The sequence below is a fragment of the Rahnella sp. 1L-D-7-B-C2 genome, assembly GCF_057290995.1.
This window is the reverse complement of record NZ_JBXAVQ010000012.1, coordinates 72,283-90,459: the sequence shown is the minus strand read 5'-3', so window position 1 is coordinate 90,459 and position 18,177 is coordinate 72,283. Positions and strand designations below refer to the sequence as shown.

Genomic DNA, 18,177 nt, shown 5'->3' with positions numbered 1-18,177 from the left:
GCGAAAAGTTACTTTACAGGCCAAGCGGCTGTTAGAATCGAAAAAATTCCTGTTTCGTCCCTACAAAAGAGTCTCGTTATGGAAAGCAAAAACCAACTGGATATCAATAACAGATCACGAATTCACTGGGCCTGTCGTCGCGGAATGCGCGAGCTGGATATTTCAATCATGCCGTTTTTCGAGCATGAATATGATTCGCTCAACGAGGTAGATAAAACTCTGTTTGCCCGTCTTCTGACCAGTGATGATCCCGATTTATTTAACTGGCTGATGAATCACGGCGCACCACAAGACGCTGAATTACAACGCATGGTCGCGCTCATTCAGACACGAAATAAAGACCGTGGCCCTGTGGCGATGTGATTTGCGGGTGTCATGGCGCAGTCAGTTGATTTCACTCGGCAGCTACGGCGGCGTGATGTTACTGATTTTGCTGGCACCCTGGCCCGCAGGCTATTGGCCCGCCTGGATGACGTTGCTGTTGCTGGTGCTGTTTGAATGCATCCGCAGCCAGCGGCGCATCACAGCCCGCACCGGCGAAGTGATTTTGCTCGATGAGAATCGTCTTTTATGGCGCGGCCATGAATGGCAGCTTCGCCATCCGGTGTGGATGGTCAGCCACGGCGCGCTGCTTTCTTTGCGGCGTGAAAAACGCAAAGGCGGTCTGGCGCAGGCGATGCGCAGTTCGCGGCAGCGTTTGTGGTTAGCGTCGGACAGCATGAGTGTGGAAGAGTGGCGGCGCCTGCGGCAGATACTGCTCAACAGCCGCCCTCCGGCCCCGGAAAAACAGGGCTGAAGGCGGCGCTGAAACGTCTTAAAGGTTACAGCAGGGCATCCATTTCCAGCAGGATCTGCTCACACCACTGTTGGAGGCGTTCGTCGGTGAGATCGAACTGATTCACATCGTCGAGCGCCAGCCCGACAAAATGTTTGCCGTCCGCACTCAGCGGTTTCGGGCTGGTGAATTCAAAACCTTCCGTCGGCCAGAAACCAATAAACTTAACGCCCATTGGCACCAGCTGGTGGTACAACATGCCGAGTGCATCGAGGAACCATTCGCTGTAACCGAGCTGGTCGCCCATGCCGTACATCGCCACGATTTTGCCACGCAGTTTAAGTGTAGGAAGTTGATTCCAGACGGCTTCCCAGTCTTCCTGGATCTCGCCAAAATCCCATGTCGGGATACCGAGGATCAGGACGCTGTAGTCTTGCATTTTGTCCGGATCAACGTCTTTCAGGTTGTGCAAATCCACCAGTTCTTCGCCCAAAATATCGCGAATTTTCTCCGCGGCCATTTCGGTGTAACAGGTGCTGGAGCCGTAGAAAAGTCCAATCTTCATACTAGTTGCCATTACGTCAAAAGAATACGAATGGCATGGAGTGTAGCAGATTTGGGCTGTATTCCGTCATAATGGCATCGTATGCCCATCGCGCGGTGTGCACTTGCGCAAAAGGAATCAGGATGCCAAAACAAGATAATGTGGCCCGTCATGGGGATAACCCTGAGCCGGCTGACGAAGTGGTCAATCAGGCCGATCAAAGCCTGATGGAACAGTTTCTTGATACGTTGTGGATTGAGCGCAACCTCGCAGAAAATACGCTGGCGTCCTACCGTCAGGATCTGAAATCCCTGAGCGGCTGGCTGCACCATAACAACACGGATTTGCTGAACGTGAGCGCCGAAGACCTGCAATCGTTTCTCGCCGAACGGGTGGAAGGCGGTTACAAAGCGACCAGTTCGGCGCGTTTACTCAGCGCGATGCGCCGCCTGTTCCAGTATATGAACCGTGAATCCGTCCGTCAGGACGACCCGACGGCGCTGCTTTCTTCGCCCAAATTACCGCAGCGCCTGCCAAAAGATCTCAGCGAAGCGCAGGTCAGTTCACTGCTCTCTTCCCCAAGCGTCGATGTGCCACTTGAGCTGCGCGACAAAGCCATGCTCGAACTGCTGTATGCCACCGGTTTACGTGTTTCCGAACTCGTCGGGCTGACGCTCAGTGATATCAGTCTGCGACAAGGCGTGGTGCGTGTCATTGGTAAAGGAAACAAAGAGCGGCTGGTACCGATGGGAGAAGAAGCCGTGTACTGGCTGGAGAATTATTTCGAGCATGGAAGACCGTGGCTGCTCAACGGACAATCGCTCGATATTGTTTTCCCGAGCAACCGCGCGCAGAAAATGACCCGTCAGACGTTCTGGCATCGCATCAAACACTATGCGATCCTTGCGGGTATTGATGCAGAGCGATTATCTCCCCACGTATTACGCCACGCTTTTGCTACTCATTTGCTTAACCATGGCGCGGATTTGCGCGTGGTACAAATGTTGTTAGGTCACAGTGACTTATCGACCACTCAAATTTACACGCATGTAGCGACTGAACGACTCAAACAGCTACATCAACAACATCATCCCCGCGCGTGATGTCGGGAAAAAGGACGAAATGATGAAAAAAGGTTTACTGCTGCTCACCCTGATTGCCGTGTGTATGAGCTCCGCGGTGCATGCTGATGATGCGGCAATCAAAGCCACGCTGAATAAACTGGGCATGAAAAATGCCGATATTCAGCAGACACCGGTCAACGGCTTGCGCGCGATTTCTACCGACAGCGGCGTTATCTACATTACCGAAGACGGCAAACACGTTTTGCAGGGGCCGATGTATGACGTCAGCGGCGCTCAGCCGGTCAATGTGACCAATAAAGCGCTGGTGAAAAAGATGGATGCGTTGAAAAACGAAATGATCATCTACAAGGCCAAAAACGAAAAGCATGTGATCACCGTGTTCACCGATATCACCTGCGGTTATTGCCACAAACTGCACCAGCAGATGCAAGACTATAACGATCTCGGGATCACCGTGCGTTACCTGGCATTCCCGCGTCAGGGACTGAACTCTAAGACTGAGAAAGACATGCAGTCGATCTGGTGTACCGGCGACCGTAATACCACCTTTGATGCGGCCATGCGCGGCGACGACATCGTCGCAGCCAGCTGCAAAACCAGTGATATTGCAAAACACTTTGAGCTGGGCGTTCAGTTCGGTGTGACCGGCACGCCAGCGATTGTGCTGGAAGACGGTACGCTGATCCCGGGCTATCAGCCGCCAAAAGAAATGGCCGCCATGCTCGATCAGCGTGACCCTTCACATAAAACCGGTGGTTGATTTTCCGTGACCTTGCAGACCCAACTTCGCCGCCGTGAGGCCGCGACCGGTGTGGAACTTCCCGCCGAACTTTCTCCGTTATTACGCCGCTTATATCTCTCTCGTGGGGTGAAAGATAGTCAGGAGCTGGAGCGCAGCGTGCGCGGCATGCTGCCTTATCAGCAACTTGATGGCATCGATGACGCCGTGAAGCTGTTGCAAAAAGCGCTGACCGGGCGGCTGCGCATTATCATCGTCGGGGATTTTGATGCCGATGGTGCGACCAGCACCGCGCTCGCGCTGCTGTCCTTGCGCAGTATGGGCTGCGGAAATCTCGATTTCCTGGTGCCGAACCGTTTCGAAGACGGATACGGCTTAAGCCCGGAAGTGGTCGAGCAGGCGGCGTCGCGTGGTGCAGAGTTGATTCTGACCGTCGATAACGGTATTTCCTCGCACGCGGGCGTTACGCTGGCGCACGAGAAAGGCATTCAGGTGCTGGTCACTGACCACCACTTGCCAGGTGATACGCTGCCTGATGCCGACGCGATCATTAACCCGAATCTGCACGGCTGCGCGTTTCCCTCCAAATCGCTGGCGGGCGTTGGCGTGGCGTTTTACCTGATGCTGGCGCTGCGCAGTGCGCTGCGCGACAGCGGCTGGTTCGAACAAAACGGCATCACGCCGCCGAATCTGGCGGAACATCTGGATCTGGTGGCCCTCGGCACCGTGGCGGATGTCGTGCCGCTCGATGCCAATAACCGCATCATGGTTTATCAGGGGCTGAACCGCATTCGTGCGGGTAAATGTCGTCCTGGTGTTCGCGCGCTGCTGGAGGTCGCGGGCCGCGAAGCCCGCACCCTGGGTGCCAGCGATTTAGGATTTGCACTTGGGCCACGGCTCAACGCTGCGGGGCGTCTTGACGATATGTCTGTCGGCGTGGCGCTGTTGCTCACCGAGGACATCGGACAGGCGCGTGCGCTGGCGAGCGATTTGGATGCCCTGAACCAGACCCGCCGCGAGATTGAGCAGGGTATGCAGGTCGAGGCGCTGGCGCTGTGCGATAAACTGGAGCGCGGGACTGATGCCTTGCCGTTCGGGCTGGCGATGTACCACCCGGAATGGCATCAGGGCGTGGTCGGCATTCTGGCTTCGCGCCTGAAAGAACGTTTTAACCGCCCGGTGATTGCATTCGCACCGGCGGGCGAGGGGATCCTTAAAGGTTCTGGCCGTTCGATTGCTGGTTTGCATATGCGCGATGCGCTGGAGCGTCTCGACACGCTCAATCCCGGCCTGATGATGAAATTCGGCGGGCACGCCATGGCCGCAGGTTTATCGCTGGAAGCGTCAAAGTTCGACGAGTTCCGCGACCGTTTTGCTGAGCTGGTGGGCGAATGGCTGGATCCCTCGTATCTCGAAGGCGTGGTGTGGTCGGATGGCGAACTGTCTGCGCAGGAGCTGACGATTGATACCGCTGAAATGCTGCGTGACGGCGGCCCGTGGGGGCAATCGTTCCCCGAACCGACGTTTGACGGCAGATTCCGGATCCTGCAACAAAAGCTGCTGAAAGAGCGTCATCTGAAACTGATGATTGAACCAATTGGCGGCGGTCCGCTGCTTGACGGCATCGCGTTTAATATCGATCCGACGTTCTGGCCTGACAGCAGCATCCGCGAAGTGCAACTGGCCTACCGGTTGGATATCAATGAATTCCGTGGAAATCGCAGCGTTCAGTTGATCATTCAACATTTGTGGCCGAAATAAGCGATTTTTGCCCGCAATAAACCCTGCAAAAAAACGGCTCCTTGCTATAAAAAGACCGCTAATTCCGTTAGAATTGGCGGTTCGAATGGCATTGGGCCAACTCCGAATCTAACGTAAGACGCGAAAAAATCATGTTTGAAATTAATCCGGTAAAAAACCGCATTCAGGACCTGTCCGAGCGGACTGTCGTTCTTCGGGGGTATCTTTGACTATGATGCCAAGAAAGAACGCCTCGAAGAAGTAAACGCCGAGCTGGAACAGCCGGACGTGTGGAACGAACCTGAACGCGCACAGGCGCTGGGTAAAGAGCGTTCCGCGCTGGAAGCCATCGTTGAAACCATCGACCAGCTGTTGCAGGGCGTCGAAGACGTGACCGGCTTGCTGGAACTGGCGGTGGAAGCCGAAGATGAAGACACGTTCAACGAAACGGTGGAAGAAGTCGATCAACTGACGGCCAAGCTGGAACAGCTGGAATTCCGCCGCATGTTCTCCGGTGAATACGACAGCGCAAGCTGCTATCTCGACATTCAGGCTGGTTCCGGTGGTACGGAAGCGCAGGACTGGGCGAGCATGTTGCTGCGTATGTATTTGCGCTGGGCAGAAGCCAAAGGCTTTAAAACGGAAGTGATTGAAGAGTCTGACGGCGAAGTCGCAGGCCTGAAATCTGCCACTATCAAAATCATCGGTGACTATGCCTTTGGCTGGTTGCGTACCGAAACGGGTGTTCATCGCCTGGTGCGTAAAAGCCCGTTTGACTCCGGCGGCCGTCGTCATACGTCTTTCAGCTCCGCGTTTGTGTACCCGGAAGTGGACGATGACATCGCTATCGAAATCAACCCTGCCGACCTGCGTATCGACGTCTATCGCGCGTCCGGTGCGGGTGGTCAGCACGTCAACAAAACGGAATCTGCGGTACGTATTACCCACCTTCCGACCAACATTGTGACTCAGTGTCAGAACGACCGCTCCCAGCATAAAAACAAAGATCAGGCCATGAAGCAGATGAAAGCCAAGCTTTATGAGTATGAGATGCAAAAGAAAAATGCGGATAAACAGCAGCTGGAAGACAACAAGTCTGACATCGGCTGGGGCAGCCAGATTCGTTCTTACGTGCTGGATGATGCACGTATCAAAGATTTGCGCACAGGCGTTGAAACACGAAATACGCAGGCCGTGTTGGATGGCGACCTGGATAAATTCATCGAAGCCAGTTTGAAAGCCGGGTTATAAGGAACCAACATGTCTGAACAACAATCGCCTGCTGAGCAGCAGCCAACAGAGAACGTCCCTGATCTTAACAACGAGCTGAAAGCCCGTCGTGAGAAGCTGGCTTTGCTGCGCGAAGCCGGTAACGCGTTCCCGAACGATTTCCGTCGCGACAGCATTTCTGGCGATCTGCACGCCCAATACGGCGAGAAGACCAACGAAGAACTGGAAGCGTTAGACATCACCGTCACCGTCGGTGGTCGTATGATGACCCGCCGTATTATGGGCAAGGCGTCCTTCGTGACCTTGCAGGATGTCGGCGGCCGTATCCAGCTTTACGTTGCCCGTGACGATCTGGCGGAAGGTGTTTACAACGAACAGTTCAAAAAATGGGATCTGGGCGATATTCTGGGTGCAACCGGTAAGTTGTTCAAAACCAAGACCGGCGAACTGTCGATCCACTGTTCTGAACTGCGTTTGCTGACCAAAGCGCTGCGTCCGCTGCCGGACAAATTCCACGGACTGGCCGATCAGGAAACCCGTTACCGTCAGCGTTATCTCGATCTGATCGCTAACGATGATTCGCGTAAAACCTTCAAAATCCGTTCTCAGATCATGTCTGGTATCCGCAGCTTCATGGTGGAAAACGGCTTCATGGAAGTCGAAACCCCGATGATGCAGGTGATCCCGGGCGGCGCAGCGGCGCGTCCGTTCATTACTCATCACAACGCGCTCGACATCGACATGTATCTGCGTATTGCGCCGGAACTGTATCTGAAACGTCTGGTGGTCGGTGGCTTCGATCGCGTGTTCGAAATCAACCGTAACTTCCGTAACGAAGGCGTTTCTCCGCGTCACAACCCAGAGTTCACCATGATGGAACTCTACATGGCGTACGCGGATTACAAAGATCTGATCGTTCTGACCGAAACCCTGTTCCGCACCCTGACCGAATCTGTTCTGGGCAGCAGCGTTGTGCAGTACGGCGAGCAGACGTTTGATTTTGGCAAACCTTTCGCCAAGCTGACCATGCGTGAAGCGATTTGCAAATACCGTCCTGAAACCAACGTTGCTGACCTCGACGATCTGGACAAGGCGACGGCTATCGCAGAATCTATCGGTATCAAAATCGAGAAGAGCTGGGGTCTGGGCCGCATCGTCACCGAAATCTTCGAAGAAACCGCTGAAGCACAGCTGATTCAACCGACCTTCATCACCGAGTACCCGGCAGAAGTTTCTCCGCTGGCGCGCCGTAATGATGAAAACCCGGAAATCACCGATCGCTTTGAATTCTTCATCGGCGGTCGCGAAATCGGTAACGGTTTCTCCGAGCTAAACGATGCTGAAGACCAGGCGCAGCGTTTCGCCGATCAGGTTTCTGCGAAAGATGCAGGCGACGACGAAGCGATGTTCTACGACGAAGACTACGTGACGGCGCTGGAGCACGGTCTGCCACCGACGGCGGGTCTGGGCATCGGTATCGACCGTATGGTCATGCTGTTCACCAACAGTCATACCATTCGCGACGTGATCCTGTTCCCGGCAATGCGTCCGCAAACTCAGAAGTAAGTTTGTTAAGAAATACAGAAGGGCGCTCCGGCGCCCTTTTTTACATTTATCATTCCTCATCAAAGAAAATGATTGAGTCATTGTGAGATAAATGTGCTCGCTATTTATCGTTAAATCATCAGGTTGGTGCAACGCTGGGTGAAATTCACTCAGGAGATTCACCCCATGTCTGACCCGCAATTTTCCTCTTTACACGTCATCGCGTCTGCCATCGATCCTGACAGCTGGTATCAGTCGGTCACGCTGACATTCACCAACTCAGCCAGCAGCGCCGTGGATCTTAATCAGGCTGTACTAACGTTCTCCGCCACCGGCGCGCCGGACAGCTATGGTGTGATCAGCGGGACGCTGGCCGAAAGAAAAACACCGGTTATCACAGTGGTTGACGGCTGGCCACTGAAAAAGACCCGCATAGATTTCGCTTACGGTGCGCCTGAGTTGCTGGCCGCCGGAAAAAGCGCCACGCTGACGTTTAATATTTCTGCGAGTCAGGTTCCATTCCAGGCCACTGAATGGCTGCTGGTGCTGGCTTCCGGCGAACAGGCCAATACCGGTGATGACAGCGACCCGATCACTCCAACGCCTGAGCCTGATCCAACGCCTGAGCCCGACCCAATGCCTGAGCCTGACCCTGACCCAACGCCTGAGCCTGACCCAACGCCGGAGCCTGATCCAACACCCGCCGTGGCCAGCGTCAGCGCATCCGTCAGTAAACTTGATACCGGAAGCTGGTATCAGATTGTGACGCTGAGCCTGACGAATACCACGTCGCAGACGATTGATTTCACGCAGGCGGTGATCGAGTTCTCCGCCACCGGTCATCCTGACGAATTCAGCCCGTTCAGCGGGTCGCTTATTGGTGGTACGCCAACGCTCAAGCGTGACGGCGGCTGGCCGCTGGAGGTCAATACCCTGACGCTGCTGGCGGGCGGCGATATGCTGGTCGGCGCAGGCAAAACGGGCACAATAACTTTCTCGTTCAGCGCCACGCAGACGCCGGTTACGTTCGGCACTGTCACCGTCAAATTGCTGGCCGACCCGTCACGGCAGGGGGAGCTGATCGTCGTGCTTCCATCCTCACCGGCGGAAGGGATCGGTGCTCCTGCGCTGCTCCTCACCAGCGCAGCCGGCGAGGAGACCTCGCACATCCTGGACTGGAACAGCCGTAACAGCCTTAAAAATCTGAGTTATTCCAGCTACACCTTGCAGATTGACCCGATCGAGAATGCAAGCGTCCGGGTGACGCCGACAAAAACGCAGCAAAAGGTGACGCTGACGGCTGCAAATTCGCCGTGCATCGTAAATATCAATTATGACGCACCGGTGTATTTCGCCAGTGCGCAGATCTCTCTGACGCCGAACGCCAGTATTAAATAAGGCATCATCGATATTATCCTGACCCAGTCCGGCACGACCCAGACCGTTTCCCAAAGCATTGAGCCGGGGAAAAGTACGCTGGTGACCCGGTTGACACATCAGGTCACGTGTCAGGCAAAAATCAACACCACGCGCATCAATAATATTGAATTCAGTGCCGCCGCCGCGGCAAAAAATTTCACGCCGGATAAAGCGTCAACGGTTGCGGTCGCGGTGGATTATCAGACGAAACAGGTAAGCAATGCGGGGCTTATTACCACCACACTTCAGGCGACAGGCTTGCCAGCGGGCAGCCAGAAAATTAATGTCTCAATGGTGAGCAAGGACGGCACGATGCAATACTATTTCACCCTCTACGGCTCAGGCGAACTCACTATCCCTTACGCCGTTGCGCCGGGTGAATATCGCATCAATGCTGATAAACTCAGCATCGGCGGGCGTCAGTATGTTGCGCTGGCGGACACCGTCGTCACCGTGTCTGTAAGTGCTAAACGCCTGATCCTTATCTTTGAAAAAGGGGTGAATTTGCAGGTGCGCGGCTGGCCGGATTATCTGGCGCACGGCGGCGTGACGGTCAACTCCGCCTCAAGTGTCACTGCGTACAAAGGTGTACCTGTCGATGCATTGTTCAAATACGACGGCTTTGACGGCGGCGGTGATCCAATCCCTTCCGCTGAAGTTGACCGTAACGGCGACGGTTATCTGGATTTGGAGACGTTGCCGGTGCATCAGACCTGCTCGGTTGCGCGTCAAATTGAGCTGGAGAATGGCCTTGCGGTAATGCCGGTGATGGTGGTTTACACGGCCAATGCCAGCGGGGGAAGTGCGGTATCCGATCTCGCCGACACTCAGCGTCTGCGCAATCATTTCGGCAGTTTCATCACGCAGTGCGTGGCTGCGCAAAGCTATAAGGATAAAGATCATCCTGTGCCCGCCACCTTCGTCCTCAATCCGGATTTCCTCGGTGCGATGGAGCAGGAACCGTCCGGTTACGCCGCGCTGCGTAAGGCTAACAGCGTTCAGGTCAATACGCTGCTGCAAAAGGCCGTCAGCGACCTTCAGCCAATCCTCAAATACACCTCACCGGTTTTACCGCATTTTGACGACAGCCTTTACGGCTACCTGCAGGCGATAAACTACATCGTCCACACCTTTGCGCCTGACGTCGCATTCGGCTGGCAGACCAACGTCTGGGCAACCGGCGGAGCCGACTGGTTGTTGCAAGATGATGTCGATCCGGGAGAGTACGCCGATCAGGTGGTGGCGTACCTGGATGAACTGGGCGTTTACGAGGGTGCCTATGCACCGGATTTTATCGTATTCGATAAATTCGAACGCGATTGTTTCAGCCCGGATGCTATCGCGCATTACAGCTGGAATGCCTCGAGCTGGTTCAACTACCTGAATCTGGTGAAATACACCGCCAGCGGGCTGAACAAACCGGCAATGATCTGGCAGATCCCTGGCGGCCATATGCCGACAGAATCCGAAGGTACCAGCATGCTTTCCAGCGCCCACTTTGCGTCCGGCGGCACCTTCCTCATGGGAGATTCACGCATTGGTACTGATGCCGATAATGTCCTGAAGACGTTGCGTGATACCGCACTGAATCCGGTGAACTACGGCGTGAAAACCGTTGGCGAGTTTTTGCAGAAAGATCAGGGCTATGACTGGGGGCAGGCGCAGGTCAATAATCTGACCAACTACAATATCTTCTCGATTTTGTGGGGCGGCGGCTCGACGGTCAGTATCACCAGCATCCAGTCCAACGGCACCGACGGCGGCTGGCTGGCACAGAAAATCGTCGAGTATTACAAAGCGCCGAGTTACTTTGGCGACTGAGATCACATCCCTGCAATCTGACTGCTCAAAACACCGCCATCCGGCGGTGTTTTACTGCTTGTCAGTCAGAGAGTTAAGGTTATAATGCCCCTCGCAAACCGATGCGGGTGTAGTTCAATGGTAGAACGGCAGCTTCCCAAGCTGCATACGAGGGTTCGATTCCCTTCACCCGCTCCAAACTCAGTTCTCATCAAGTCCTCTAAAGTCTACTCAAGCCAGTAAAATCAAGCATCGAAGCCTAAGTTCACTCTCTCTACGTCTACAACGGTCTATTGAAATCTACTTATGTTTGGGGGTATATATGGGGGTATTAAACTCCATACCCCCAAAAAGTACCCCCTTATCAGCGGTGCCTAAGTTAAGAGATACCCCCAGATGAAGCTGAACGCCAGACAGATAGCGACTTCCAAGCCCAAAGAGAAACCGTATAAGCTTTCTGATGGTGGTGGCCTGTTCCTTTTGATTAACCCTAATGGCTCACGTTACTGGCGTATGAAATATCGTATAGCGGGTAAAGAGAAGCTGTTAGCGATTGGCGTTTATCCGGATGTGTCTCTGGCTGACGCGCGACTGAAACGAGAAAACGCTAAAAAAACGATAGCGGCTGGTGGCGATCCTGCTTTGAACAAGCAGCAGGAGAAGCTCGCTCGCCAGGGTGGAGCAAGTAACACTTTTGAAGGCATAGCCCGCGAGTGGTACGAACGTCGTTATGATCGCTGGTCTGAGTCCTATCGAATCGAAATGATAAGCACCTTCGAGAGCGACGTATTCCCCTTCATTGGCCATCGTCCAATTGCTGAGATAAAACCCTTAGAGCTGATGGCTGTGCTATCGAAGTTGGAGCTGCGCGGCGCGACTGAGAAGATGCGCAAGGTTCGCCAGCGGTGCGGTGAAGTCTGGAAATATGCCATCGTTACCGGCAGGGCTGAGTATAACCCCGCGCCAGATCTCGCCAGCGCAATGAAGCCCCATAAACGAGAGCACTATCCACACCTGACCGTTAGCGAGATACCGGAGTTTCTGGCAATGCTGACCAGCTACAGCGGCAGCATGTTGGTTAAGCTGGCAATGCGATTGCTAATCCTGACCGGCACACGACCGGGTGAACTGCGCCAGGCTGTATGGTCAGAGTTTGATTTAGACAATGCCAAGTGGGAGATCCCGGCAGAACGCATGAAGATGCGCCGACCGCATATGGTGCCTCTGTCGATTCAGGCCGTTGAGATACTTAGGCAGATACAGCCTATCACCGGTCGCTATCAATTTGTATTCCCCGGACGAATTCAGCACACAAAACCAATCAGCGAAATGACCATGAATGTGCTTATCAGGCGCATAGGCTACGGCGGTCGAGCAACTGGCCACGGCTTCCGTCATACCATGAGTACCATTCTCCACGAACAGGGCTATAACACTGCGTGGATTGAAACCCAGCTCGCGCACGTTGATAAAAACAGTATCCGAGGCACCTACAATCACGCTCAATATCTGGATGGACGTCGAGAGATGCTTCAATGGTACGCCGACTATATGGACAGTCTCGAAGGCGGAGAAAGTGTGGTGCATGGGAAATTTGGGAAAAGCGCATAACTGGATGGATAGACAGTGCTGGTGGTTGATAGTAGACTTCTGTAGACGAACGAAAAACAGGCTATGTCTAGGCTGATCCCCGAAAACCAGTATGCCTCTACTGGCTGGCATAGCCCGATGCTTAGAGGGCTTGAGGTGGTTTTATGGGCGAAATACCGAGCAGTGAAGAAGAATTTAAAGCACAAATGAGAGAAATTGAGAATAAGATAAACTCTTCTAAGGACTTTTTTTCTACGTTAAACGAAAACAAATTAACACCGCAAGGGATTGCGGAAATAATTGATGTAAAAAAATATGATGAGCTAACCAAACACTTTGAACCAATTCAATACTTAGTCTCATTTGAGAGAAGGAGTGAGGTTTTTTACGCTTTAGAATATATAGATGAACTTAAAGCGGAAACCTATGAGGATTATATTGATTCAGGCAGTGATTTTTTAAGCGTTGAGGAATATGAGAGTGAAAAAAAAGAAAAAATATACTCAGAGCTTTTCGATATATCCGGGACAATCACTAGGATTATGGAAGGAGACAATATAAGCATCCGCCATGAGGATCTACAGTACTCACTTGGGTGGCAGCGTCAGATGCCGGTAAAACTCATTGATATGAAGCATATAACGTTTGAGAACCGATTAAACGGGCATTTGGGCGGCATGGAAAACGAAGCTAACAATAAATTAATTTGTGAGATTATCTCAGGGAATCCAACGGGGGCTGACATAAAAGCATTGCGAGAGATTCGTGATGGCTATGGTTGGCCCCGCTATGGTCTTAATCAAAGGGTTTGGGCTGAGGTGGATTTAAATACACCTGACGATATTTTATTTGATAGCTTCAAAAAGTTTGTTACTGAGGCAAGGGGGCTATCAGTGTTTCAAGATGATTCAATACCATATAGCTCATTTTCAGATGGTGTTGTTAAGTCTTCACATATTAATAAATGGTACTCTCTGAGGCTGTTGGCATACTTTGATTTAAAAATAATTTCAACGGTGACGAACACGAAGTTAACGATGAAAAATTATGGTGACATATTATTTTATGATGATTATGACGTTGATACCACAGAGAAAGTTAGGAAAACTGTAATCCCAATGGCAAATGAAGTTATGGGAAGTGGGTATCTTAATAACTTGCTAAAAAAAGTACTTTCGGAAATTTAGCCAAAAAAATATTACCGGAAGAAAATTTTAGAAAAATCTTCCGGTAAGTTTTCTTTTTTTTTCATCCCTTTGTTCATCATTTTCATTGATACAGAATTGCTCCTGTAGACCGCAAACACCGACAGGAGTTATATCAATGTCTCAAAATTTAATCCGCCTCCCTGAAGTACAGCGCCGTACTGGCTATAGCAAGGCGTGGATTTATCGCCTCATCAGTCAGAACCGCTTTCCTCGTTCCGTAAAGATCGGCATACGTGCTATTGCTTTTATCGAAAGTGAAATTGACGAATGGATCACTCAGCGGATCACTGAGTCACGCGGGGAGGCTGCCTAAATGCAAAAGAAAACCCGCACAGAGGCGGGCATTATCGAACAGGTTAGCGCCAACGATAATACCGCTATTCCTTCTATCAGACCAGCGCCTAAGAAATTCCGCGCACGCTGCTACATGATGCGTACCGGCGTTGAGGGCTGGACTGAAAATGATATTCTCCGCTACTGCCGCTTATCGTCTGGCCGCAACTACGCTACTGAATTAGAGCGCCAGCTGGATATTAATTTGGAACGCATTGACGAAAAGAACCCAGACGGCATCGGTAGCCATTTCCGTTATCGTTTCTCCAGCCGCTCTGACGTACTGCGCGTGATCCAGTTAGTGAACTATAACGCCGTTACCGGCGGCTATCGTGGACTCTCTCAGCCTGAAATAAACGACATTCTCAGCCTTTACCCGGACGCCTTCAACGCCGCATAACGGAGCCTAAAAATATGAAAATGAAAAATATGCCCGTCATGGGGCAGGGATTCACTCACTCTGAATCTAGCCAGAGCACTATTTCCGGCAATGAGTTCGCCGCTATTGTTCCGGTTATTTCTGGTCAAATTGGCGGACGTGAAACCAATATCGTTAGTGCGCGAGCGTTGCATAAAACGCTAGGCGTTGGTCGTGACTTTTCTACATGGTTTGGTGATCGAGCCGAAGAGTATGCATTTGTTCGTGGCGTAGATTATTTCACCGAAGATGATCTGACGGCAACATGGTTATCAAACGACCAATACTCCCCCATTTCGGGGAAAAATAAAGGTAAGGGACGACCTCAGAAAGATTACTACCCGACTATTACCATGGCTAAAGAGCTGGCGATGGTAGAACGCAATGAACAAGGCCGCGCCGTTCGCCGTTACTTCATCCAGTGCGAAGAAGCATTACAGATCAGTGCGCCAGCTATAGCGGCCAAATACCGCCACCAGCTCAAAGCCCGTATTGGTGCGGCAAACCTATTTAAACCGATGTGTGCCGCGTTAGAGGCCTATCGTGCCGAGCAGGGGAAGCAGACGTTACAGCACCACTACAACCTTGAAAGCAACATGATCGCACGCATCGTGCTGGGTGGGCTGACAGCTAAACAGTGGGCGAAGGCGAATAGCATTACCGGGGAACCGCGCGACGCTATGAACGCCGTTCAACTGGAGCATCTCTCCTATCTGGAAAGCACTAACACGACCCTGATCGATATAGGCATGGCCTACGACCAGCGTAAAGCCGAATTGATGCGCCTTTCTCAGCGCTGGTTAGCTAAGCACCTGGGGGCTGATCATGACTAATGCGGCCGTCCAGAAAGAAGCCCTTCCCCTGGCTGGCGGGTTAGCAACGGTTAACGTTCAGACCTTAGCCAAACTTAGCATGTTGAGCCTCACAAAACCTGACATCGACATTGCCGGGAATGGAGGGTTACCCCTCGATTCTGGCGCTTTGCGCGTCAGCGAGCCTGACTCACAAACAGACCCGGCTATTTCAGGTCAGTTGCGACTAGTTTTGAGCGAGCTGCGAACTTTGCACAACTCTTACGGAGTTACGCAGTCCCGCCTCGGGCATCTAACGTACAGTTCTCGTTTTGATTATCGCGAAACGCAAGAAATGGCTAACCCATTGATGCGCCATGGTTATAACGATTCGTTAGAATTAGCTGACTGGATGATGCTGTTTAATTCCGGTGAATTGCCGGAATCATCTAACTCTCTGATTTCTTGGAAATCCACCAACGGTGGGCATCGTCCAATCAAAGGCGATTACTGTTCGTGTTCACTTAAACCGGAAAACTATTCCGGTTCGGCTGAACATTACCGTTACTCAGGTTCGACCGAACATAATCATTACTTAGGTTCGCCGGTCATCCGTTGTGGATGTACCTATGTAAATCAGCAACCTATAGGCAAAGAAAAAGGCAGCACTGCGAATGCTGCCCTTGAGATGGTGCCGTTTTTGAATCATGAAGGAAATCAAGAACATCCAGCATTGGAGAATGGCTGTTTTTTCAGTCATCAAGAAAATAAACACCGTAGAAGTATGTACAGTGCTCGTAAGCCAACTCTGGCTTACCTTACAAATCATGAAGTTGCAAAGTCGCAGGATAACCAACCCTCTTTAAGAGGGTCAGCTCGGCATTTGTGCATCGCTAAAAGATACGCGCAAAACCTCCTGTCTCTAAGCGAGTCGGTTAACAGCCTTACCCGGAGTAAGCCTATTCAGCCCTTTGGATCCACACCAAGAGACTTTTCACAAACAGAACGCAATAAATCATGCTCTTTACTTCCACACACAGAAGCGGAGGAAGAACACGATTTAAAAATAATGAGTGCGATTATTATTACTGCTAACCCTAAGACAATTTTTTTCATTGCTCATCCTTTTGGCTCGATGCCGCGTGATTGTAATTCCTTGCGGATGATTCTCTTAATCCAAGCGGATACAGAGGCGTCTCCATCTTGCGCCAATGCTTGCTTGATGCCTTCTTCTAAACCTGGCTCCACGCGCAAAGCGATCTGCTTGTTACCTTTACCTTTGATTTCGATGGTTGACATTTGGTTGACACCTGATTACTTTGAAATGGCAACCAAGTGTATGACAGGTGCATACCAAAAGGCAACGCCCCGGACTGTTCGAGCAGTACCGAGGCGTCTTACCACCAACGATAGAATAAGTATCGAGGCAGCTATGAAAGAGCATACCCAAACTCACCCGAAATATCAGTACCGCTTTCGTTTTCTGGCTCTCTGCGCGACTGGCAGTGCCATTATCCACATCACCGCGCCTGACGAGCACGCAGCACGTGAAATGTCTCCCACTGGTTTTGTGATGGTCTTCACCGCTCGCCTTCCGGTGGAGGTGCGCCATGCATAAAGAAACCTTTGAAGTAGTCACCCATGCTGAAAACGCACTGGCATACGGTAATCAGGCCATCGCAGTACTGGATATGTGGATGGACACCCTGACGATAAACGACAACTACGAAGCTAATCGTGTGGCCGCTGTGCACAGTCTTATGCATGAAGCGCTATCACACCTTCAAAAAGCCACGGAGGTACGCCATGCGTGAGCCAATTGCTTTAGACGTTGCCGAATACCGCGCCGGCCTTGCCTGTTCGCTTTACGAAACCATTATGGAAAAAGCCTGCAACGAGTGTTCGCCGCAGCTTATCGACCTGATTAGTCTCGCATGCGATATCAACCAAGAGGTTCATCAATCCCTGAGGGCAGCAACGGGGGTAAGCAATGTCGCATGAAATCACAATCCAGCAGGCAGCTAATCGCGCTGACCAGGCGAATGTGACCCTGTTGATGCTGCGCAAGGCAATCGACGACATGGACACTTGCGATATTGAAACCGCCGTAGTTATGGCCTGCGATCTGGTGGGTTCAGTTGCGGCATGGCTTATCGAAGAGCAAGCACAAAGGAAGAAAGCCCATGCATGAGCCTATGCCAAATGAACGCTATCAGGATAAACAGGGCGACGTGGTGACAATCCGCGCTGTGTCATTCGGTCGTGTGACATTCGTCCGCGAGGGCTATACCAGCCCGGCATTTATGCTAGTCCATCACTTTACTGAACAATACACGCTGATCCCGGAGGTCAAATGAAGAGCAAATTTATCCACATTAAAGCAACCCCGGCCAGTATCAGCATTGTGTTACGCGCCGACGCAGTCAAGCAGCAGATCGGATACTCAGCGGCTATCTGCCAGCTTGACGAAGGTCACTATGACCTCTGCCTAGCTGATGGGCTGCGCGTGGTTTCAGAAATCGCTCAGGCGAGTAGAAAAGGCTGGTTTAAGCAGTCTGACGAGCAGGCGGTCACGGTCTGGCGCTGGCTGGTTGCCTGCCTGTTTATCAGTGAGCAACTTGCGCGAAATGGCACCACTGATGCCGTTCAAAAAGATGGAACGACAGTAAAGGCAGCGGTCTATCTCGGACAGTACGGCGGCGTTGTGCTCTACCCGGCAAGTGAACGACTCGCGTTGGCAAACTATATCGAGGACTTAGCTTTTGAGAGGTTCGGCGCTGATAAAGCCAATTACCAAATCGTGAAGCTCTATCAACACATGGCCGAGGCCGATCCCCTCAACGGTAATTTGCGTTTGTCTCAGTGGGGGCGTGAGTCGTTGACAATTTTACATGACGGCTTCATTCAAAAAGTCAGCGTCGAAGGCTGGCCTAAATCGCCAACGGCTCACTAAGGTAATT

General features: G+C 52.0%; 23 protein-coding genes and 1 tRNA gene. 21 read left to right on the top strand and 3 right to left on the bottom strand.

Annotated elements, in window-relative coordinates:
- The first annotated feature begins 96 nt into the window (after positions 1-96).
- Positions 97-363, top strand: coding sequence for an FAD assembly factor SdhE (gene sdhE / locus AC0Z7K_RS17840; RefSeq protein WP_413530944.1), 267 nt, complete (start codon positions 97-99; stop codon positions 361-363).
- Positions 344-796 carry a protein YgfX gene (locus AC0Z7K_RS17835; protein ID WP_413530912.1) on the top strand — a complete coding sequence of 151 codons (453 nt, stop codon included), beginning with the start codon at positions 344-346 and terminating at the stop codon, positions 794-796. The genes sdhE and AC0Z7K_RS17835 overlap by 20 nt, the downstream gene beginning before the upstream one ends.
- Before the next feature lie 25 nt (positions 797-821).
- Here AC0Z7K_RS17835 and fldB read toward each other — a convergent pair whose 3' ends face one another.
- Entirely contained in the window at positions 822-1,340 is a 519-nt protein-coding gene (gene fldB / locus AC0Z7K_RS17830; RefSeq protein WP_112165866.1) for a flavodoxin FldB, read from the bottom strand.
- A 122-nt stretch (positions 1,341-1,462) separates the two neighbouring features.
- Between fldB and xerD the strand changes: the two genes are divergently transcribed.
- From xerD to AC0Z7K_RS17765, 13 genes are all read left to right on the top strand, one after another.
- Entirely contained in the window at positions 1,463-2,422 is a 960-nt protein-coding gene (gene xerD / locus AC0Z7K_RS17825) for a site-specific tyrosine recombinase XerD (protein WP_485615367.1), read from the top strand.
- A 22-nt stretch (positions 2,423-2,444) separates the two neighbouring features.
- On the top strand, positions 2,445-3,164 hold the full coding sequence (gene dsbC / locus AC0Z7K_RS17820) for a bifunctional protein-disulfide isomerase/oxidoreductase DsbC (protein ID WP_413530943.1): 720 nt from the start codon (positions 2,445-2,447) through the stop codon (positions 3,162-3,164).
- Positions 3,165-3,170: 6 nt separating this feature from the next.
- Positions 3,171-4,904: a single-stranded-DNA-specific exonuclease RecJ gene (gene recJ / locus AC0Z7K_RS17815; RefSeq protein WP_485615366.1), complete on the top strand. Its 1,734-nt coding sequence runs from the start codon at positions 3,171-3,173 to the stop codon at positions 4,902-4,904.
- A gap of 131 nt (positions 4,905-5,035) precedes the next feature.
- Positions 5,036-6,134 (top strand): peptide chain release factor 2 gene (gene prfB / locus AC0Z7K_RS17810; RefSeq protein WP_112165874.1). Its coding sequence is split into 2 segments (ribosomal slippage): positions 5,036-5,110 and positions 5,112-6,134, totalling 1,098 coding nucleotides; the frame shifts between segments, so codons are not numbered across the junction.
- Positions 6,135-6,143: 9 nt separating this feature from the next.
- Entirely contained in the window at positions 6,144-7,679 is a 1,536-nt protein-coding gene (lysS, locus tag AC0Z7K_RS17805) for a lysine--tRNA ligase (protein WP_485615365.1), read from the top strand.
- Between the two features lie 165 nt (positions 7,680-7,844).
- On the top strand, positions 7,845-9,056 hold the full coding sequence (locus tag AC0Z7K_RS17800) for a hypothetical protein (protein WP_485615364.1): 1,212 nt from the start codon (positions 7,845-7,847) through the stop codon (positions 9,054-9,056).
- 81 nt (positions 9,057-9,137) lie between these two features.
- The gene (locus tag AC0Z7K_RS17795) at positions 9,138-10,898 is read left to right on the top strand and encodes a hypothetical protein (protein WP_485615363.1); all 1,761 of its coding nucleotides are present in this window, start codon (positions 9,138-9,140) and stop codon (positions 10,896-10,898) included.
- A 103-nt stretch (positions 10,899-11,001) separates the two neighbouring features.
- Positions 11,002-11,075: transfer RNA gene (locus tag AC0Z7K_RS17790), tRNA-Gly, on the top strand.
- Positions 11,076-11,273: 198 nt separating this feature from the next.
- Complete coding sequence (locus tag AC0Z7K_RS17785; RefSeq protein ID WP_485615362.1) at positions 11,274-12,488, top strand: tyrosine-type recombinase/integrase; 1,215 nt, start codon at positions 11,274-11,276, stop codon at positions 12,486-12,488.
- 143 nt (positions 12,489-12,631) lie between these two features.
- The gene (locus AC0Z7K_RS17780; RefSeq protein ID WP_485615360.1) at positions 12,632-13,654 is read left to right on the top strand and encodes a DUF6387 family protein; all 1,023 of its coding nucleotides are present in this window, start codon (positions 12,632-12,634) and stop codon (positions 13,652-13,654) included.
- Between the two features lie 136 nt (positions 13,655-13,790).
- A complete protein-coding gene (locus AC0Z7K_RS17775; protein ID WP_120132663.1) occupies positions 13,791-13,988 on the top strand; it encodes a helix-turn-helix transcriptional regulator in 198 nt (65 codons plus the stop codon).
- Positions 13,989-14,408, top strand: a complete 420-nt coding sequence (locus tag AC0Z7K_RS17770) for a hypothetical protein (RefSeq protein WP_485615359.1) — start codon at positions 13,989-13,991, stop codon at positions 14,406-14,408.
- A 14-nt stretch (positions 14,409-14,422) separates the two neighbouring features.
- Positions 14,423-15,259, top strand: coding sequence for an antA/AntB antirepressor family protein (locus AC0Z7K_RS17765; protein ID WP_485615358.1), 837 nt, complete (start codon positions 14,423-14,425; stop codon positions 15,257-15,259).
- Positions 15,260-16,180: 921 nt separating this feature from the next.
- Here the strand turns inward: AC0Z7K_RS17765 and AC0Z7K_RS17760 are convergent.
- Both AC0Z7K_RS17760 and AC0Z7K_RS17755 read right to left on the bottom strand, forming a co-directional pair.
- Positions 16,181-16,333 carry a hypothetical protein gene (locus AC0Z7K_RS17760; protein ID WP_244212672.1) on the bottom strand — a complete coding sequence of 51 codons (153 nt, stop codon included), beginning with the start codon at positions 16,331-16,333 and terminating at the stop codon, positions 16,181-16,183.
- A gap of 3 nt (positions 16,334-16,336) precedes the next feature.
- Positions 16,337-16,516, bottom strand: a complete 180-nt coding sequence (locus AC0Z7K_RS17755; RefSeq protein ID WP_120132659.1) for a hypothetical protein — start codon at positions 16,514-16,516, stop codon at positions 16,337-16,339.
- On the opposite strand from AC0Z7K_RS17755, the gene AC0Z7K_RS17750 reads away from it, so the two are divergent.
- From AC0Z7K_RS17750 to AC0Z7K_RS17725, 6 genes are read left to right on the top strand one after another with little or no spacing between them, the layout of a single operon-like run.
- Positions 16,440-16,835, top strand: coding sequence for a host cell division inhibitor Icd-like protein (locus AC0Z7K_RS17750; protein ID WP_341868022.1), 396 nt, complete (start codon positions 16,440-16,442; stop codon positions 16,833-16,835). The genes AC0Z7K_RS17755 and AC0Z7K_RS17750 overlap by 77 nt on opposite strands.
- Complete coding sequence (locus AC0Z7K_RS17745; protein WP_120132657.1) at positions 16,828-17,031, top strand: hypothetical protein; 204 nt, start codon at positions 16,828-16,830, stop codon at positions 17,029-17,031. The genes AC0Z7K_RS17750 and AC0Z7K_RS17745 overlap by 8 nt, the downstream gene beginning before the upstream one ends.
- Entirely contained in the window at positions 17,024-17,218 is a 195-nt protein-coding gene (locus tag AC0Z7K_RS17740) for a hypothetical protein (protein WP_485615357.1), read from the top strand. Before AC0Z7K_RS17745 ends, AC0Z7K_RS17740 begins: the two co-directional genes overlap by 8 nt.
- Positions 17,208-17,408: a hypothetical protein gene (locus tag AC0Z7K_RS17735; RefSeq protein ID WP_485615356.1), complete on the top strand. Its 201-nt coding sequence runs from the start codon at positions 17,208-17,210 to the stop codon at positions 17,406-17,408. Before AC0Z7K_RS17740 ends, AC0Z7K_RS17735 begins: the two co-directional genes overlap by 11 nt.
- A complete protein-coding gene (locus AC0Z7K_RS17730) occupies positions 17,401-17,574 on the top strand; it encodes a DUF4222 domain-containing protein (protein ID WP_485615355.1) in 174 nt (57 codons plus the stop codon). Before AC0Z7K_RS17735 ends, AC0Z7K_RS17730 begins: the two co-directional genes overlap by 8 nt.
- Entirely contained in the window at positions 17,571-18,170 is a 600-nt protein-coding gene (locus AC0Z7K_RS17725) for a hypothetical protein (RefSeq protein WP_485615354.1), read from the top strand. Before AC0Z7K_RS17730 ends, AC0Z7K_RS17725 begins: the two co-directional genes overlap by 4 nt.
- Positions 18,171-18,177 lie beyond the last annotated feature (7 nt).